The sequence below is a fragment of the Bacteroidetes bacterium endosymbiont of Geopemphigus sp. genome, from assembly GCF_002904345.1.
Taxonomy (GTDB): Bacteria; Bacteroidota; Bacteroidia; order Flavobacteriales; family Blattabacteriaceae; genus GSPS2-BC2016.
Genome location: NZ_PEIH01000005.1, coordinates 405651 through 424557 on the forward strand (window position 1 = coordinate 405651; position 18907 = coordinate 424557).

Annotated in this window: 15 protein-coding genes, 4 tRNA genes and 1 pseudogene; 12 read left to right on the forward strand and 8 right to left on the reverse strand. The window is 36.2% G+C overall.

Going from position 1 to position 18907, the window contains the following annotated elements:
- Positions 1-121: 121 nt before the first annotated feature.
- On the reverse strand, positions 122-856 hold the full coding sequence (ubiE, locus tag CS842_RS03180; RefSeq protein ID WP_103327444.1) for a bifunctional demethylmenaquinone methyltransferase/2-methoxy-6-polyprenyl-1,4-benzoquinol methylase UbiE: 735 nt from the start codon (positions 854-856) through the stop codon (positions 122-124).
- Positions 857-983: 127 nt separating this feature from the next.
- On the opposite strand from ubiE, the gene CS842_RS03185 reads away from it, so the two are divergent.
- The 3 genes from CS842_RS03185 (at position 984) to CS842_RS03195 (ending at position 3666) form a co-directional block, all read left to right on the forward strand.
- A complete protein-coding gene (locus CS842_RS03185) occupies positions 984-2060 on the forward strand; it encodes a 3-oxoacyl-ACP synthase III family protein (protein ID WP_103327445.1) in 1077 nt (358 codons plus the stop codon).
- 60 nt (positions 2061-2120) lie between these two features.
- The gene (locus tag CS842_RS03190) at positions 2121-2378 is read left to right on the forward strand and encodes a type B 50S ribosomal protein L31 (protein WP_103327446.1); all 258 of its coding nucleotides are present in this window, start codon (positions 2121-2123) and stop codon (positions 2376-2378) included.
- Positions 2379-2496: 118 nt separating this feature from the next.
- Complete coding sequence (locus tag CS842_RS03195; RefSeq protein ID WP_103327447.1) at positions 2497-3666, forward strand: putative sugar nucleotidyl transferase; 1170 nt, start codon at positions 2497-2499, stop codon at positions 3664-3666.
- Between the two features lie 21 nt (positions 3667-3687).
- Here the strand turns inward: CS842_RS03195 and CS842_RS03200 are convergent, their stop codons facing one another.
- Both CS842_RS03200 and tsaD read right to left on the reverse strand, forming a co-directional pair.
- The gene (locus CS842_RS03200) at positions 3688-4407 is read right to left on the reverse strand and encodes an RsmE family RNA methyltransferase (protein ID WP_103327448.1); all 720 of its coding nucleotides are present in this window, start codon (positions 4405-4407) and stop codon (positions 3688-3690) included.
- On the reverse strand, positions 4407-5432 hold the full coding sequence (gene tsaD, locus CS842_RS03205) for a tRNA (adenosine(37)-N6)-threonylcarbamoyltransferase complex transferase subunit TsaD (RefSeq protein ID WP_103327449.1): 1026 nt from the start codon (positions 5430-5432) through the stop codon (positions 4407-4409). Before tsaD ends, CS842_RS03200 begins: the two co-directional genes overlap by 1 nt.
- Positions 5433-5491: 59 nt before the next feature.
- On the opposite strand from tsaD, the gene CS842_RS03210 reads away from it, so the two are divergent.
- The 7 genes from CS842_RS03210 (at position 5492) to CS842_RS03240 (ending at position 14222) form a co-directional block, all read left to right on the forward strand.
- Positions 5492-10018, forward strand: coding sequence for a translocation/assembly module TamB domain-containing protein (locus CS842_RS03210; RefSeq protein ID WP_146037442.1), 4527 nt, complete (start codon positions 5492-5494; stop codon positions 10016-10018).
- Between the two features lie 258 nt (positions 10019-10276).
- Positions 10277-10699: an Lrp/AsnC family transcriptional regulator gene (locus CS842_RS03215; RefSeq protein ID WP_241518427.1), complete on the forward strand. Its 423-nt coding sequence runs from the start codon at positions 10277-10279 to the stop codon at positions 10697-10699.
- A gap of 704 nt (positions 10700-11403) precedes the next feature.
- Entirely contained in the window at positions 11404-11787 is a 384-nt protein-coding gene (locus tag CS842_RS03220; protein ID WP_103327452.1) for a hypothetical protein, read from the forward strand.
- An 84-nt stretch (positions 11788-11871) separates the two neighbouring features.
- Positions 11872-13839, forward strand: coding sequence for an HD family phosphohydrolase (locus tag CS842_RS03225; RefSeq protein ID WP_241518428.1), 1968 nt, complete (start codon positions 11872-11874; stop codon positions 13837-13839).
- Positions 13840-13955: 116 nt separating this feature from the next.
- Positions 13956-14040 (forward strand) — tRNA-Ser (locus tag CS842_RS03230).
- Between the two features lie 9 nt (positions 14041-14049).
- A tRNA-Pro gene (locus tag CS842_RS03235) sits at positions 14050-14127 on the forward strand.
- 18 nt (positions 14128-14145) lie between these two features.
- Positions 14146-14222, forward strand: a tRNA-Arg gene (locus CS842_RS03240).
- A 711-nt stretch (positions 14223-14933) separates the two neighbouring features.
- Here the strand turns inward: CS842_RS03240 and CS842_RS07865 are convergent.
- Positions 14934-15026, reverse strand: a pseudogene (locus CS842_RS07865) (DUF4294 domain-containing protein); the annotation flags it as partial.
- Between the two features lie 95 nt (positions 15027-15121).
- Positions 15122-15295 carry a DUF4294 domain-containing protein gene (locus CS842_RS06850; protein WP_195909855.1) on the reverse strand — a complete coding sequence of 58 codons (174 nt, stop codon included), beginning with the start codon at positions 15293-15295 and terminating at the stop codon, positions 15122-15124.
- A gap of 206 nt (positions 15296-15501) precedes the next feature.
- Between CS842_RS06850 and CS842_RS03250 the strand changes: the two genes are divergently transcribed.
- A complete protein-coding gene (locus CS842_RS03250) occupies positions 15502-16590 on the forward strand; it encodes a M42 family metallopeptidase (protein ID WP_103327455.1) in 1089 nt (362 codons plus the stop codon).
- 3 nt (positions 16591-16593) lie between these two features.
- Here the strand turns inward: CS842_RS03250 and CS842_RS03255 are convergent, their stop codons facing one another.
- Genes CS842_RS03255 through CS842_RS03265 form a run of 3 tightly spaced genes read right to left on the reverse strand, consistent with a single transcriptional unit; the run spans position 16594 to position 18783 of the window.
- Entirely contained in the window at positions 16594-17781 is a 1188-nt protein-coding gene (locus CS842_RS03255; protein ID WP_103327456.1) for an ABC transporter permease, read from the reverse strand.
- A gap of 5 nt (positions 17782-17786) precedes the next feature.
- A complete protein-coding gene (locus CS842_RS03260; RefSeq protein ID WP_146037443.1) occupies positions 17787-18161 on the reverse strand; it encodes a ribosome-binding factor A in 375 nt (124 codons plus the stop codon).
- A 16-nt stretch (positions 18162-18177) separates the two neighbouring features.
- Positions 18178-18783, reverse strand: coding sequence for an HAD family hydrolase (locus CS842_RS03265; RefSeq protein WP_103327458.1), 606 nt, complete (start codon positions 18781-18783; stop codon positions 18178-18180).
- Positions 18784-18830: 47 nt separating this feature from the next.
- Here CS842_RS03265 and CS842_RS03270 point away from each other — a divergent pair.
- Positions 18831-18904 (forward strand) — tRNA-Ile (locus CS842_RS03270).
- The last annotated feature ends 3 nt before the right edge of the window (positions 18905-18907 follow it).

The following is an 18907-nucleotide window of genomic DNA, read 5'->3' on the forward strand; positions in this document are numbered from 1 at the left end:
AAACTCATGAAGATTTGAAAAATGATCTTAAATGTTACAAATCTGCGCTTTTAAAGTCATAAAAAAAAGAGAGCGAAAAAATTCAAAAATACCTCATATCCTTTTTTTTCTGAAAACTTTTTTATCCCCTTTTAGCCATATAAATGGTAGCGACACCGAAGGTCAGCGGTAGCAGCTGAACATCATAAAAACCTGACTTTACAAGTATTGCCTCCATCTCTTTTCCATAAGGAAAGGCTGCCGCAGATTTCGGAAGATAAGCATAAGCGGCTTTATCTTCTGACAATATTCTACCAATAAAAGGCAACAGATAGCGAGCATAGAAAGAATATAACTGCTTTGTCGGAAAACTAAGGGGAGTTGAAAATTCCAAAATCAGCAAATGACCTGTAGGTTTAAGTACACGATGCATTTCCAGGAGCCCAGCTGATAAGTTTTCAAAATTTCGAATTCCGAAAGCCACCGTAACGGCATCGAAATAGCATTCATCAAAAGGAATATGCTCTGAATCGCCGTGAAGCATTTTTATACGGTCATCCAATTTCTTTTCTACCACCTTTTCCCTTCCCAGATGTAACATTCCTTCAGAGAGATCCATGCCCATGATATGAAGGTTCGGCATTTGCTGAGCGCTTAAAATAGCTAAATCCCCTGTACCCGTAGCGACATCTAAGATGCGATTGGGAGCATATTCAGAGAGGCAATGTACAAGTTTTTTACGCCATTGCATATCAATGCCAAAAGAAAGTATACGATTAATGAAATCATAACGAGAAGAAATTCGGTCGAACATCTGCTGAACTTGCTTTTTTTTAGCCAAACAAGAGTTCTTATAAGGTTTAGTCTGACTTTTCAATGAAAAAAAATTTTTTTCACAAAGATAAGGAATCGATTTTCCATGAAGATTATAGAAAAATCAAATTAAAATAAGAGAAATTTGTCTTTTTATACTTATTTTGCAATTTTCAATACATCTGCTAAAAATGATTCGATCGATAGTCAGGGGGACAGGGCATTATTTGCCCGATATCATCGTAGAAAATTCCGATTTTCTAACACATGATTTTTTTGAGAACGAAGGGAAGAAAAGTAAAAAAAACAATGAGGAAATCATCAGAAAGCTTCAGGAGATTACTGAAATAAAAAGGCGCAGATACGTAAAATCTTCGATGCTTAATTCAGATATAGGAACCTTTGCGGCGCAAAACGCCCTATCAGATGCCAAAATCGATAAAGAAAATATAGACTACATCATTACAGCCCATAATTATGGAGACATCCACTCTGGTTCACACCAGTCGGATATGATGCCCTCTATCTCTGCGAGAATAAAGCATAAGCTCAATATTCGAAATTCGCGTTGCCGCCCCTATGACATGATCTTTGGTTGTCCCGGCTGGGTGGAAGGACTTATACTGGCAGATCAATTACTTCGCAGCAGACATGCTAGAAATATACTCGTGATAGGCTCTGAAATTCTCTCTCGAGTGGTAGATCCTTATGATCGCAATGCGATGATCTTTTCTGACGGAGCTGGCGCAGCGCTTTTATCTGCTGAGAAAAGCGATCAAAATATAGGTATCCTTCATTATGATTCGCAATGCGATAACAATGAAGAGTTATATTATCTAACCAACGGCCCTTCTGTTAATCCCGATTATAAGGATTCTAAGATAAATATCCGCATGAACGGCCGCAGGATCTATGAATATGCCCTGACAGCCGTCCCAAAGCTCTTAAAAAAAACCATAGACGATGCGGATCTTTCCATTAAGGATATTCAAAAAATATTGATCCATCAGGCCAATGCCAAAATGGATCACGCTATTTTAAAAAGGCTCCTTGAGCTCTATGGACAGAACACCGATGACGACAATCAATTAATGCCAATGACCATTCAGGAATTAGGTAATTCTTCAGTAGCGACGGTACCCACATTACTCGACAGACTGCTTAAAGGACAGCTTCCTGGTCATTGTATTCAAACAGGCGATTCTATATTATTGGCTTCCCTAGGCGCGGGAATGAATAGCAACGCGTTAATCTATCGTTTTCCCTGAGAAATACTTTGAAAAAAGTATTAACTTTACCGCTCCTCGGTATCAATTTGAAAAAACACCATGAAAAAAGAAATTCATCCAGAAAATTACAGAGCAATCGCCTTTAAAGACATGAGCAATGGCCAAGTATTCATCTGTCGCTCTACGGCCGAAGCCAAAGATCGTATAGAGATAGAGAGCGTGGAATATCCTCTGATTAAAATGGAAATATCGAGCAGTTCTCACCCTTTTTATACCGGAAAAATGAAATTTGTAGATACTTCCGGACGCGTAGATAAATTCCGGAACAAATATGCCAAATTTGAAAAGAATAAATAAGCAATATAAACTTCAAATAATATTCTAAAGCCTTTTTTAAAGGTTTTTTTTATACACTTTCTCTTCTCCTTGAGGAATAAAAATTACATTTAAGAATCTGTTTTATCAAAAAAAATCTATGAAATACATCCTGCAAGACGGCCCAGAATGGCACAGTCTTCTGCCACTCACTTTTACAAGATCGGTAGCAGAAATTCGCACGGGAATTTACAGCCTTAAAGAGCGCTGGGAGCAATGGCTTGGAGAAAAACCCTTCATAGCCACACAAGGATACCTTTCCGAAAGGTATCTCCCCATAGGGGAAGATAATGAATATATAATTATTAATCCAGCTTTCATTCCCGATGAAAAACTTATTAAGTCCATAAAGAACCTAGGAGAAAATCAATGCCTTATACAAGGAGAAAATCTTATCGCTAAATATGAGAAAAAAAACAAAGAAAACGCAAAATCCATACCCAATATTTCTTATTACTATCCATTGGTTCATTTAAAAAATCCCTGGGATATTTTTTTAAAAAACGATGAGATACTCAAAGCGGACTTCAAGAAGTTAAGAGAAAATCGTAAAAGTATTTTTTCTTTAAATGAAAGCAATTACGCTTTTCAAACAGAGGATATCTTCATCGAAGAAGGTGCTTGCATCGAATGCACCACACTCAACGCACGAAACGGACCGATATATATTGGAAAAGACGTACAGATCATGGAAGGAAGCCATCTCAGAGGCCCTCTATCTATTGGCCGGGGCGCCCAGATAAATATGGGCGCCAAAATATACGGCGCCACCACCATAGGGCCATTTTGCAAGGTTGGGGGAGAAATCAGCAACAGCGTATTTTTTTCCTACTCCAATAAAGCCCACGAGGGATTTCTTGGACAATCGGTCATCGCAGAGTGGTGTAATCTTGGAGCGGGTACCAACAGTTCGAATTTGAAAAATAACTACTCCAGGGTTAAAGTATGGAGTTATCAGGAAAAAAAATACCTTTCCACTGATTTACAATTCTGTGGCGTGATCATGGGAGATCATTGCAAAACCGCCATCAACACCTCACTAAACACAGGAACGGTAAGTGGTGTGGCGGCACAAATCTTCGGCTATGGTTTTCCGCCGAAACACATCCCCTCTTTTTGTTGGGGAAGCATTCAAAATACAGAGATTTCTGATTTGGAAAAGGTTTGTAAAACTGCCGCAAAGATGATGAAGCGACGAAGTCTTAGCTTTGGCAAAACAGAGAGAAAAATACTAGAGAAACTCTTTGCAATGCATCGAAAAGACCGGTAGAATGTATAAAACTACGCGGGCTTAATTCTTATCAGTAAGAATTTTTATCGTATGCAAAGCCGAAAGAGCGGCTGTTTCGACTCTCAGGCGAAATGCTCCCAGGCTTACCCCTTGCCAGTTCCTATCCAGGGCCTCGCGAATTTCTTCAGAGGAAAAATCACCTTCAGGACCGATCAAAACCGTATAGTTTTTGACCGAGAGATTCACAAGACTTTTCAAAGAAACTTTGGAGGAGTGATCTTCGCAATGAGCAATGAAACATTCGCCGGAAGAGGGTGGTAGATAATCCAGGAAATGATCATAAGAAATGACCTGATTAAGCAAAGGCATATAAGCTCGGATGGATTGTTTCACCGCTGAGCGGATGATTTTCACGGAACGCCCATGAGAAAATCGAGTGCGAAGAGAACGCTTACATATTACAGGAGTGATTTGAGCAACGCCTAATTCTGTAGATTTTTCCAAAAACCATTCAAAACGATCTATAGATTTTGGCAGCGCTATAGCTATATGAAAAGAAAAGAATGATTTTCGATATTCTGGAAAATGTTCTACTATGTCAGCCTCTGCCCTGTTTTTTAAAACCTTATTCAAGCGAGCTTTCCATAAATCTCCAGCGCCATTGGTTAAAAGTATTTCTTGGCCAACAGGCAAGCGCAAAACCTTAGAAAGGTGGTATACTTCTTCATATGCAAGCTCTAGTTGAGAGCTTGCGATTTTTTCGCCAAAAAACAAATGCATTAACTATCCCATTCACAACACGATGTAGCTACGATATCGAGATTATCGAAAAGTGAGCGCGCGTATTTTAATTGAGCGGTCATAGCGATCATGGCCGCGTTATCGGTAGTGTATTCTAGCGGAAGGATATACAATCGCCAGCCTTTTTCTTCTGAAGCTCTTAAAAATCTCTGGCGAAGACCTGAGTTGGCCGAAACGCCTCCGGCCAGAGCCAGTTGAGAAATATTAGTTTGAGCCATCGCTTGTAAAACTTTATCTAATAATATATTTACCAAGGTGTGTTGTACTGAGGCGCAGAGATCATAAAGGTTTTTCTTTATAAAATCAGAATCGATCGCAAGTTGTTTTTGTATAAAATAAAGAAACTGTGTTTTAAAACCGCTGAAGCTAAAATCCAGACCTTTCACACGGGGTTTTGAAAAAGGAAATTTAAGAGGATCGCCTTTTTGAGCATAACGATCAACCCATACTCCGCCCGGGTACTCTAAGCCCATTATTTTAGCGCTCTTATCAAAGGCCTCTCCGACGGCATCATCAAGGTTTTGTCCTAATACTGTCATTTGAAAATAATCCTCTACGTAGACAATTTGGGTATGTCCCCCACTTATCGTAAGACATAAAAACGGAAACTCTGGAGGAAGCCTCCCTTGAATTTTTATAAAATGAGCCAGAACATGTGCCTGTACATGATGTACCCCTATACACGGGATCTCTAAAGCCATAGCTAAAGATTTGGCGAAATTGGCTCCTACCAACAAAGAACCTATCAGACCGGGACCTTTAGTGAAGGCTACGGCATTGAGTTGTTTTTGATTTATATTTGCTAGGGCGCCGGCCCTTCGGACCAGGGGGACGATATCTTTTTGATGAAATCGAGAAGCGAGCTCAGGTACTACTCCTCCATAGGAGGAGTGTATCTTTTGTGTACCGATCACATGTGATAACACTAAATTTCCCTGCATAAGCGCGACAGCTGTGTCATCGCAAGAAGATTCTATAGCAAGTATAATAGGATCTTTTTTCATGATAAGTAAAAATAAGAATATTCAAGGTGCGTAGATTTTTTCTAAGGGATCCGTTTTTTATGATAAAGCCCTTTAAAGGATTGTCAAAATATCTGGTCTATAGCATCATTATTTCTTTTCTTTTCTTTATCGGCGCACTTATTTCCGTTAATACCCCGGCTGTTCAAACCACTGTTACAAAAAAATATTTAGAATATTTTAATAGAGAATTTGGCACATCGCTTTCAGTAAAACAAGTAGATATTAACTTTTTTGGTGATATTTATTTATATGATATTAAAGCCTTAGATGATCATAAAAACGCGCTTATCTCTGTACCTAAGCTCAAAGCGCGAACAGATCTTATCGGTCTGATTCTCAAGCCCGAGGATATCAATCTTCGGGCATTAAAATTGTATGATCCTCAATTAAATATTACTACTTATTACGGTGAAAAAAAAAATAATTTGGATCAATTTATCCAAAAATTCGATAAAAAGGAGAATCATTACTCAAAGATACTTTTCAGGGGAAATATAGAAATAGAAAATGGATTCTTAACTATTCTTGATGAAAATCTTAAGCCAAGAGATGTCGTGATTTTGCAAACAGAGAACTTAAATTCGAAAGTAGAAGATCTTAAAATTCAAGGAAAAGACATATCAGCAGAGCTTTGCAGCTTACAAAGCAGCGGACGCTATGATGGAAATAATTTTCAATTGGATAAGTTTTCGATGAATATAACCTTCACCTCCAAATCATTGATCCTTGAGACTATTGATGTAAAAACTCCAAAGAGCCATGTTAAAGGTGCGCTAAGTTTTAAGTATGACAAACCAGAGGATTTTAAATATTTTAATAAAAAGGTCCATATCAAGACGGAGATTCGCCGGGGATCAAAATTGAGTTTTCAAGATCTAAGTTTATTTGTTGATCATTGGGATAGCAAATCCAACGTGCAACTCGCCGGAAAGATCTCAGGCAAAGCAAGCGAAGAGCTCCTTTTAACCGATATTGAACTACAAAGCGATGATAATCAAATCAAAAGCGATGAAATAAAACTTTTTAAAATCACCTCTTCTAAAGACTATCGGATTACCCAAAAAAAAGGACTTATCAGAACTTATTATAACGGATTACAAAAATTACTCCCTAGTAATCTGGCAAAAAAGATTCCTCATTTTATAAAAAACTACGGACAATTAAGTTTATACGGCGCATTGTCCGTTGAACCAAAAAAGTTGAGTGCAAAAGGAACGCTAAGCAGCGAAGCCATCGGAAGTCTGTATGCAAATATTGAACTCAATGATTACACCAGTGAGCAAATACGATATGAAGGCAGATTATCTGCCGATAAACTGCATCTGGCGACCTTAACAGGCAACGAAAAATTACAATCTATAAGCGGTACCCTTGACTTTAAAGGAGTTTCTTTATCTCCCAAGAATCTGGAAATAAGTCTTAAGGGGAACCTCTCGCAAGCAGTGCTCTATAGTCGCTCTTTAGATAATGTACATATAGATGGAAAATTAAATGGCTTCTCCTTCCAAGGTCTTTTAGATGCCAAGGATATTAAAGGAAAAGTGAATTTTGACAGTAAGGTAAATTTTTCACAAAAAAACCCGTCGCTTGAAGCAAAAATAAATATTGAAAAAGCTGATCTTCACGCGTTAGGTTTCACTGAAAAAGGAAAATCCCTGTTAAGCGCCAAAGCAGAAATACAGCTTAAGGGTCTCGATATGAGTAAGATTGAGGGAAAAATATCTATGTACCAAAACGCTTATGAAACCAGAGCTAAAACATTTAAAATTCCGGAGATCAAACTTCAGGGAATAATAGAAGGAGAAAAAAAGAAAATTCTCCTCGAGGCCACCAACATAGTTAAAGGAGAAATCACAGGAAATTCTTCATGGGATTCCTGGCCAGGCTTGTTGAAAAACGCACTAAAGCGCTTAACCAACGAAGAAGGGAAAAACGCTTTTGAGAAAGAAAATTACCTGACTTTTAACTTGAATGCTGAAAACACACTGGCAGAAATCCTGGAGGAAAATTTTAGCTTGCCCTCAACCAATCGATTGCGTGGAAAAATTGGACCAGGTCATAACATAAAACTTGATATCTTTATTGAAAAAGCCCAGCTGAAAGGTAATGTTTTCGAAAATGTTCAACTCACTACCGATGAACTTACAGGAGAGCTTTTGCAGTTGAAAATCGATAAGGCCCTTGTGCAGGGAATGGTTTTGAAAGATATTACTCTCTCAGGTGTTCCTCAAGGGAAATTGCTAAAAATCAATAGTCGATTCATAGCCGAGTGGAATGGAAGCGAGCAGCTATTCGAGTTAAATTTTTATAAGCAAGGCAACTGGAGTGATAAAGAGCGAAAACTTTACGTAGGTCTAAATCGCTCTAAGATGGTAATCAACGGTCACAACTGGTGGATTAATGAAAGAGATGATAATCAAACTCATAAAGTAAAAATAGACCTCAATAAAAACACTTATTTTATAAGCAAAATTGAACTTACTTCTTCTGAAGGACAGCGCTTAGAGCTATCAGCTGATTTTAGAGGAAAAGATTACAAATACATTCAGGGAATGCTCGATAATCTCCAGTTAAAAAGACTTATCCCCAGAAAAGATCAGGATAAGACTATAGATGGCCTGGTTAACGGAGAGTTCTCTATCGAGAATTCGAATAATATCTTCAGACCCAGTGTCAAATTAAATATTGATAAAATTTCTATAGATAATATGACTTTTGGAAATCTGAAATTTACCAGTTCTTATGATGAGAAAAATAAAAATCATTCGCTTGAAGGATATTTAGAAAACAAAGGAACCGAGATTTTTCGTCTTGTCGGATTTATCAAAAATAAAAAACAGCAAAAAGCACAGCTAGATTTAACACTCGCTGCCCAGAAACTTCCGCTTGGTTCTCTGGAGGGATTCTTAGGAGGGGTTTTTAGCAATATGCGTGGAAGTGCACAAGGAGAGATAAAAATCAGCGGAGCTTTTGACAATCCGCTTTACAAGGGTGTTTTAGAACTGCAAGGAGCAGGTATGAAAGTGGATTACCTAAACACAGAATATAAATTAACAGGTCGACCTCTGGTTAATATTTCTACCGACTTGATTCAATTTGAAAATTTTCACTTTGAGGATGTGCAATACCACACCCAGGGTAATCTAAGAATAGGTAAATTATACAGGGAAAAATCCAAATTGAATCTGAATTTTTCCATAGAGAGCCAAAATATGCTTTTAATCAATACTTCTTCTGCTCACAACAAATTTTTTTACGGAACCATCTTTGCTTCCGCTCTTAAGAGAGAAAACGGTGTCAGCGCTAAACCCTTTACAATTGATATTTCAGGAGAAACCGATAATCTAAAGGTTCAGGTAAAAAATGTCAGAATCAATGGACTTTCACAACTCTCTATTAACACTCAGGGAAATAAAACCACTGAAAAAATGCCAGGGTATATTTGTTTTAAAGGTATTCATAATCCGTCTGTAAAAGACGCTATTGAAAATGCTTCATATGTATCGATTGAAAACAACAAAAAGAAAGGAATTTCTATTGATATAGAAACATTTATAGATTCTAATGCGCAGATAAAGCTGATTATGGATGAGTATGCAGATAATTTTATCAACGCTAAGGGAGAGGGGCACATCTTTTTAAAGATGGAATCTGGTGGGGATCTTCAAATGACTGGTAGTAACTATAAAATATTCAGCGGGATCTACCAATTTTCTAATGAACAGATTCCTTTTCTAAAACTTGATAAGAAATTTAATATTAGACCCGGGGGTACTATTCTTTGGGGTGGAGATCCGATGAACGCCACACTTGATATCCAAGCCTTTTATCCGAAAACAGTATCCAATGTAGGAGAATATATCAATCTGAGCAATACGGCAGGTTTTTCTGATCTTTCTACCGAATTGAATATCTATATTTCCGGAGCGCTTCTTAAACCAGAGATCGCATTTGACATAAAGTTTCTCGATGCGCCTGAAAACATAAGGCAGCAGCTAGCCGAGCGCCTTAACACAAGCGATAAGATTCTTACACAATTTGGTTTAATATTGTTACTTGGGAAGTTTTTCCTCGATACCAAAGATATTATCGGAGGCGGCCTATCTTCATCGGGTTATGATATCGCTCTTAAACAGCTCGGAAATATTCTCTCAAGTATCCATAATTCATTAAGCATTAATTTTGAATATGTTCAAGGAAACAGAGATACGAATACTTCCAATAGTTTCAGATCTTCAATCTCATATAACATTAGCAGGCGATTTAATTTAAAAGGAACCCTGGGGGTTCCTCTTACGGTAAAGCAACAAAAAAGCGTTTTTACAGGAGATATTCAACTCAATATAGATATTAGCAAAGAGGCTGATAAAAGTTTAACATTTGCTTTATTTTCTCGCCCAAGCACCTTTGGGCAGGAGAGAGAAGAGATACAATCCGCTACTTTCTCTTCACAAACTCATGGTGCAGGTATTATCTATACAACACAATTTGATAATTTTAAAGAACTCAAACAAAAATTATTTTCTAAGAAAAAATCAGAAGCTCTTTTAGAGAAAGGACCATAAAAATTTCTTTATTTACAATTGAATTTCTCTATAAAACAGATTGATTTTACCATCCTTGATATTCTGATAAATGCAAAATAGTATTAACTAAAAATCAAAATGGAATTCCATTTTGTTAAAAAATACTTTTTTTCAGACGGTTTTTTTAATAGTTTTGCATAAGAAAAAAGAATCGATAAAACTAAAATCATGTCTTTAATAGATCAATTTGACGAGATAGATAAGCAAGTAGCGATTAACTTAATGAAGAATAGTCGTATGCCCGTTACGAGAATATCCAAAGATATTCCTAGTGTTTCCACAGGAACAATTCGTCAGCGAATGAACAAAATGGAAGATACTGGAATTATCAGAGGAAGTACACTTTTGATCAACTATGAAGAGTTAGGTTTTCGAATCAAAGCCTTTCTGGGAATAGTTACTAGGTCTTCTGAAACGGAAAGCGTTAAAACTGAACTTGAAAAAATACCCAACATTGTACAGTTATCTATTATTTCCGGGAAATACAATTTTTTATCTAAAGTTATTGCTAAAGACTCCAGTAACATGATGAATGTCATTCTGGAAATAGGAAAAATAAAAGGGGTTACAGGGACTGAATCCATGCTATGCCTTCAAGAGAGTATTAACGATGAGAACAGACTATTACTAAGCATGTTGGATAAATCTTCATTTGCTTAAATGATTCTACAAACGATTACTTTAAGATAACCATATCCATGATTTGGTAGCAGTGTTTGAATTCTACAGAAAGAATCTTTGAGTTCTAATATTCAAAAAACAAGTTCTTAACCATTAAAATGGTATGGTATAAATGCCACTAGATTGTATATGCTTAATAAAGTTTTAAACTATCAACTTAAAACTCTCCAAGAAAAACCATAAACTTCATCTAGAGTCGATTTAATCTTTAATGATTAAAGCGCTCAGGAAATTTTATCTGAGTCCTTTTGAGACATTGGCAATTATTTATTTTATGGCTGTTGAAGCTTAATCTGAGATTTATAAAACTTTACTCCCCAGGAGAGAACGTACAAAAAACATCATATCGGCTTTGATTACAATAATGTCAACGTTTTTTATCAAAAAACACCTACAGTTTCGTCGATAGCACATCTTACATTCATTATTTAAACATTCATCCTATTGCCCTGCAAGATAGCTTTGTGAAGCTATTATACAACAAGAGAAATTTTCTAATCCTAACTGATACCAATACAAAAAAATGAGCATAGAGGTAAAAAAATATAGTGTTGCAAAAAATTTATCGCTTTAACGAAGAAAAATATGAGAAAATATACCTGAAAGACTTTGATTTTCTTCCTTAATAAGAGTTGCTATTGTGTAATAGATTACCTTTGACGTTTGGTCGAAATGCTATTTCGGTGGAAGATTACTTCGAAACCGGTCATAAAAAAAGACCGTTAGATTTTAAAATAGGGTTGCTCTTAATCATATCGATTAAGATTTTTAATATATTTTTAATTACACTCACAGTCATAAATTCCAAAGAATATTCTCTTAAGAAATTTCAACTACCAGAATCTTTTTTTCCCACAACCTTAGTGTTGAATATACTAGGCCTACTCGGTCTGTTTATGATATATAATTTTAAAAAAATAGGATTCTACTTTTTTATAGGCGATATCGTTATTCAATTACTAATGCAAAGATATTACGGTTATATCGATACTGATATAATTTTTCAATTATTCGTGCTTTTTTTGGTCGGTATAGGACTGGTGCCTAAATGGAAAGAGTTTTCCTAAACCTAAAACAATAAGGAGAAAATGCCAAGATTATTTACAAGATTATACAAGCATAAAAATAAGGTCTACCGAGCATCTCTTTTTTTGTTTTCGATATTTTGGCTGATATACTTATTTCCGATAAAACACAATTTCAGATATAAATTTTCCAAAGGAGAATTCTGGAATTATGAAGACTTATATGCTCCTTTCGATTTTGGACTTATTAAAACAGAAAAACAGATTAATGAAGAGAAGCAAGAAATTAAGGAAAATGAGAAATATTATTTTGAAAAAGACAAAGACATTTCTCCAAAGATCCGGAAGGAATTTAATGAAAGAATGGCCTTATTCAATGATCCATTTCTTAAAAAAAAGGGACTAGAAATTATCGATAGTATTTATAGCAAGGGTTATATAAGTACACGCATATTTCCATATTACCTCAAAGCAAATGATATTATTACTATTAAATCAGGTGCAAATTCTGTAGATATGCCATATGGCGTAACGTTTAATCTTGAAAAGGTACAAGCTTTTATAGATAAGAGTATACCTGAGAGCAATTCACGAGGATTTTTTTTTAAGGAAACTCTTAAGGACATTATCAGGCCAAATATTTTTTTTAATGAAGACCTCACTCAAAAAACATTAGATATAAGAATAGCCTCTATGTCTAAAACTAAAGCCGTTATAACTAAAGGAACTAGGATCATAACAAAGGGTGATTTAGTAAATGATGATAACTTTCAAAAACTCTCTTCTATTAAAAGCGCTTATGATGAACAAATATGGACCAGAAAAAATAATTATCATTTAACTTCGGGTTACCTTTTGCTACTGAGTACGGTACTGTGCATGTTTTTTTCTTATTTGTACTTTCTAACAAGGGAGGTATATCATAATATAAATTCCATAGGATTTTTAGTAATTTCCATTCTATGTAAATCCACCTTATCAATTATTATATTAAGACAAGAGTCGGATTTAGTATACCTAGTTCCTTTTTGTCTTTTACCCATTGTGATACGGGCTTTTTTTGACTTCAACATAAGTTTTGTCACGCATTTAACGACAATCATGCTTTTAGCTCCGGTTATGCCCCATAGTTTTGATTTTTCTTTTCTTCAAATTACTGCAGGGACCCTTGGCTTATTAACTCGAACGAATATTTATAAAAGAGTCAATCTTTTTATCACCTCTATAAAAATCGTATTGATCTACATATTATCGTTTTGTGGATTAATGTTAATCCAGGACGGGACTTTAGATATGATTACTCCTAAAAAAATTTTTATATTTTTCATAAGCGGAACATTAGTACTTTTTGCACAGCCCTTGATCTATTTATTTGAAAGACTCTTCGGACTTACCTCTAATTTATCTCTGTTAGAACTCTCCGATAGCAACAGTATTTTATTGAGATTATTATCCCAAAAAGCTCCAGGAACACTTCAACACTCGCTTACCGTAGCCAATCTAGCAGAAGAAGCTGCCAGACAAGTTGAAGCTGACCCTCTTTTAGTGAGAATCGGTGCATTGTACCATGACATAGGGAAGATAGAAAATCCTGCTTTTTTCACCGAAAATCAAAGAAATATTATAGATCCGCATGAAGAACTTCCGCCTGAAGAAAGCGCTGAAATCATTTTAGAGCACGTGCCTTTGGGCATAGAACTAGCCAAGAAACATAAATTACCCGATAAAATTATAGATTTTATACGAACCCACCATGGTGACACATTGGTATATTATTTTTATAAGAAATATAAAGAGAAACATCCGAATAAAGATATAGATAGCCATCGTTTTTGCTACAACGGCCCAAAACCTTTTTCTAAAGAAACAGCTATTCTCATGGTCTGTGACAGTATAGAAGCAGCTTCTAAAAGTCTTCAAAATCCTTCCGGGAATGAGTTAGAAAATCTCGTAGAAGAGATTGTTAATAAACAAATGAAAGAAAATCAGTTTTCAAATGCTGATATAACCTTAAAAGAAATTGAACGAATCAAAGGTATTATAAAAAAGAAGTTAGTTAGCATCTATCATACCAGAATAGAATATCCTGAATAATCGTTGGTGGTAAATAGCAAATACACTAATCCTTGTTTATTTAAAAGATCTACCCTACATTTGCGCAACAAATTGTGAAGCCCCCTTGGCTAGGGAAAATATTATAAGAAATAGCAGGAGAATTGCCGGAGTGGTTAACGGAGCAGTTTGCTAAACTGTCGACGGGAAACCGTCGCGTGGGTTCGAATCTCACATTCTCCGCAATAGATACGGGGTGTAGCGTAGTCCGGTCATCGCGCCTGGTTTGGGACCAGGAGGTCGCAGGTTCGAATCCTGCCACCCCGACCATATTAAGAAACTTTAAAAGGTCACGTAGCTCAGTCGGATAGAGCAATTGTCTTCTAAGCAGTTGGTCGCAGGTTCGAATCCTGCCGTGATCACCAAAATAAGATATTGATGATCAATACTTAAATTCCATTTTAGGCTTTTTTCTTTATTTTGTTGGCTTTTTTGAGGAATTTTCTGCCTTTCTCGAGAAAAAAGGAATAAAAAAAGAAAAAAACTGGTTTTTTTTGTTATGTCTTGGAATAAACAGTGGGACATCAGGGCCGGTGTGCTTTTTTAACTGTAGAAAAAAATTTACAGGGAATTCATAGTGGAGGGTTGTGAGAATTTTGAAAACATCTTTTCCTATTCGCTTCTCTTAAAGGGAAATCGCAAGAATCTTGCTTTCTCAATCTTGGGCTTCAAAGAAAATAGGTGAACTTAAAAAGACTGGTAAGAGTTTAAAGGCGCTGTGCAACTATTATAATTGTTTTTGTGCCTCTTAAGATTTCAAAAGGGGAAAGCGCTCACGGAAGAATTAAAAAAAATAGTGTACATAACTATCTGAGCACATTGATAGTCATTTTTAATGAAGCAATATTAAGAGAGAAATTTTACAAATGAAGAGATTTTATTATAATTTTTAAGGCGCAAAGTAGGTACTGAATAATATAAGCTATAGAAGGGGGTTTATCATCTTAAAAGAAGCATCAACTCTTTCTTTTGAAAAAAGCTTCCAGTAAAATCACCTCAATACAATGATCTTTTATATTGTTTTGAAGATCATAATCTTTTTTCAGCGAAATATCATACAGATAACCTTTATAATTCTACCAAAAAGCGCTCCAGTTATTTCGCATTTCCCGAATAATCTGATAAGCACTCTTACCTGCTTTCCAATAGAGGAGTTTACAGAGAATTTTCCCTTTTTTCGACTGAGTTTTTTGAGATTTCCCTCATATTCTCTTATCAGAATCATTTGCTTTTTTTTCTAACATATTTCTTTTTAACGCTTGGGTTATCTATTTTTTTTCAATTCTTCCTGTATTTGAAGATATACCTCTACTATATTTTTTACGTACGGATATACTCTATATACTTTTTGCTTTAACCATTTGTAATAAGAATTATCAACATTCGCTTTTGAAAGAGCAATTTTCTCAGAGAGCGCTTCTTCTTTGGAAGAAATCATTACCTCGGATAACTCTTGAAAAATACTTACTTTATCTTTTGTGATTTCTGACTAAGTGATTTTCTTTGCTTTTTGCATCTTCTTCCTCTTGTGCGTATTGATTCATACTCCAAAAGACAACAATCCATAGAGAAAATTTTATAGTCATGACATAGGGGAGCGCTTTTTCTTTTTTTAATCTTATTTTTGGTAAAAAAACTTATTCTATGAATCAGCTGAAGAAACCCTTCCGAAAAGAGTCATTAAAGTTTCTTGAAACTTATTTAAATAACGTCTCTCCTACAGGTTATGAAAGCAAAGGCCAGAGGATTTGGAAAGAATATATTCGTCCCTATGTGGATAAGATACAAATAGATACTTATGGCACGGCAGTAGGCGTGATCAATCCCGAAGCGCGATACAAGGTAGTCATCGAAGCGCATGCCGATGAAATTTCCTGGTATGTAAACTATATCACCGATGACGGTCTGATTTATGTGGTGCGCAACGGAGGTTCAGATCACCAGATCGCTCCTTCTAAACGTGTGCAAATCCACACGGATAATGGACCTGTAGAAGGAGTGTTCGGTTGGCCTGCTATCCACACGCGTAAATCTTCGGAAGAAAAATCACCTGCTATAGAGAACCTATTTATAGATATTGGCGCTACCAGCAAAAAGGAAGTTGAGGAAACAGGTGTACACGTGGGTTGCATCATTACCTATCCGGAGAATTTTTTTGAGTTAAATGATCGCTATTTCGTTTGTAGAGCCTTAGATAATCGCATGGGTGGCTTTATGATCGCCGAGGTAGCCAGAATGCTCAAAGAAGAAAAGGTCGAGTTGCCTTTCGGTTTGTATATAGTAAACGCTGTTCAAGAGGAAGTAGGTTTAAGAGGCGCAGAGATGATTACTCAAAGTATTCGTCCTAATGTAGCCATAGTCACGGACGTTACTCATGATACCTCTACTCCTATGATTGATAAAAAAACACAAGGAGACATTAAATGTGGATTAGGACCGGTAATCACTTATGCTCCAGCAGTACAAAACAAGCTTCGCGAGCTGATTATTAAAGTAGTGCAGACCCATAAATACCCATTTCAACGCTTAGCTTCTTCACGTTTTACGGGCACCGACACCGATGCTTTCGCCTATTCTAACGGAGGAGTAGCTTCAGCTCTTATTTCCTTGCCTTTGCGATACATGCACACTACAGTGGAGATGGTTCACAAAGAGGATGTGAAAAACGTTATTGAACTCATTTTTGAAAGTCTTAAGGTTATACATCCAGGTCAGGATTTTAAATATGTTTAAATCTTATTTTGAAAGCCTCAATCTACGCGAGGAACAATAAGCACCGAGGAAACCTATAGTCCATACCGTAAAGCTAATGAGCGTGAAATTTTCTAGGGTAAATCGCACCGGGAAGGCGATGCTCTGATTTACTGTAATCCAGGAAAATTTCTTTTGTCCAAAAGCTAAGGCATAGCCTATGAAAATCCCGATGAACCAGCCGCTAATTGTGATGAAACCACCTACATAAAAAAATATATTTCTAATTTGCCGCAGCGACATTCCCATATTCCATAAAGTACGAATCTGTTCTTTTTTATCAAGAATCAATATAATGATTGCTCCAATTAGGCTAAAACTTGTAATAATAAGAATCAAGCAAAGCAGCAAATAAAGAATAAAATTTTCAGTATTGATGACCTTAAAAAGTGCTTCCTGTTGTTCTTGCCTTGTTTTTATGACAAACTTATCGCCTAGTGTCTTAGAGAGATCTTTTTTTATATTATTTAAATTGTATTCAGGGACTGCTTTGATTTCCAAATGATAAATACAATCTTTCTTATCTAGTAAATCTTGGGCAAATTCAAGCGAGCTGTAAACATATTTCTCATCGATATCTTCCATTATATGAAATATTCCCACAGCCATAGCTTCTTTTTGATGAAACGAAGTTGCACTCATAAGTCCCTTGCCTGCCTTGGGAACTAAAATGCTTATGAGATTATCGCGATCTTCAAGAGTCAGGGAAAGTCTTTGGGCTACCCCTAAGCCAACCCATACACCTGCTTTAACATAAGGTAAGAGAGGATCGCCTAGCAATAAAGTTTTATTGAATGACATCACTTTATCATAAGTTGAATCTACTCCTTTAAGATACGCCAGGTGGTCATAAGTGCGGTAGCGCAGATATACTTTTTCTTCTATGGTCTGGGAAATAGCTGCGATACCTTTAATAGTCTTGATTCTATCGATAAACAAGGGGTTACTTGTAAAATCCTTGCCGTTTTTTGGCTCAATTTTAATATCCGGATTGATCTTTTCATAAAGATCCTTATTAAGTGCCTCGAGTCCGGAAAAGACTGCAAGCAATACACTTAAAGCGATAGTACCTATAGCCAGACCGGAAACAGCAATCCAACTAATGATATTAACCACCTGTGGATTGTTTTTTGAGAGAAAATACCGCAGGGCTACATGAAAAGATGTTCGCAATGCTTTTAGCTTTTAATCGGGTTTTCCCCTTCTCCGCGTAGTTCACGATCCACATTTTCCAAATTATCTAGCGAATTATCAAGACGAAAATCGAGCTCAGGTATTCCTCTAAGTTGATTTCGAATACAACGCGCCAGGAGATTTTTATAGTACGTCGATCGGTTAGCAATATGTAAGAAAATCTGTTCTTTGTTCTCTACTGGAAAAATACTTAAATATATTTTAGCCAATCTCAGATCAGGACTAATACGCACTTGACTTACGCTAATAAGCCGTGTTTGTCCACTTATTTCACGGCGGAATATTTCAGCCATTTTTTCCTGAATAAGTGTTGTAATTTTCTTTTGTCGAATGCTTTCCATAAATATAAATATAACCACTCGGAAACTTAATATTTTATAAAAAATCCTCCATCCACTTCTTCAAATCAAAGAGTTTATCATCTCGAAGATCAAAGCGTTTTGTATGGATTCCCAGAGTATGCGCAGTTGCAATGTTTTCTTTTAAGTCATCTACAAAGAGTGTTTCTTGAGCTTTAAGATTTTGTTGCTTTAAGATGATCTCATAGGCCTTTCGATCAGGTTTTCGAAGCTGGATTTCATGTGAGAAATAACACTTTTCAAAACTGGTCTGGAAATTTTCATATAAAGGGCCCATTTTCTTTTGTATATGCTCCATATGAAGCGCATTCATGTTACTGAGTAAAAAAAGCCGATAACTTTGAGCGCTCCAGCTTAAAATTTTCAGAGCTCTCTCATCAAAATTTCCTATTAAGGTGTTCCAGGCTTTGTGTATCTTTTCTATATCTCCCAGAGGGCTGTATTTTTTAATGGTCAAAAGAAATATTTCAGCGCTTACCTGTCCGGTTTCATATTTTTTAAAAAGATCTCTAAGGGTTTTAGGAACGTAAAAAAGTCCCAGTTTCATAAACTGAACCCGGGTATAAAAAATCCTCAGTGAAATAAAGACATTCCCGAAATCAAAAATAATATTCTTAATCATAAGCTTGCAAGGTAACAAAGTTTGTTGTAAAATTGTGGGACCTTCCAGGTCCCATAGCTCAGTTGGTTAGAGCACCTGACTCATAATCAGGTGGTCGCTGGTTCAAGCCCAGCTGGGACCACTC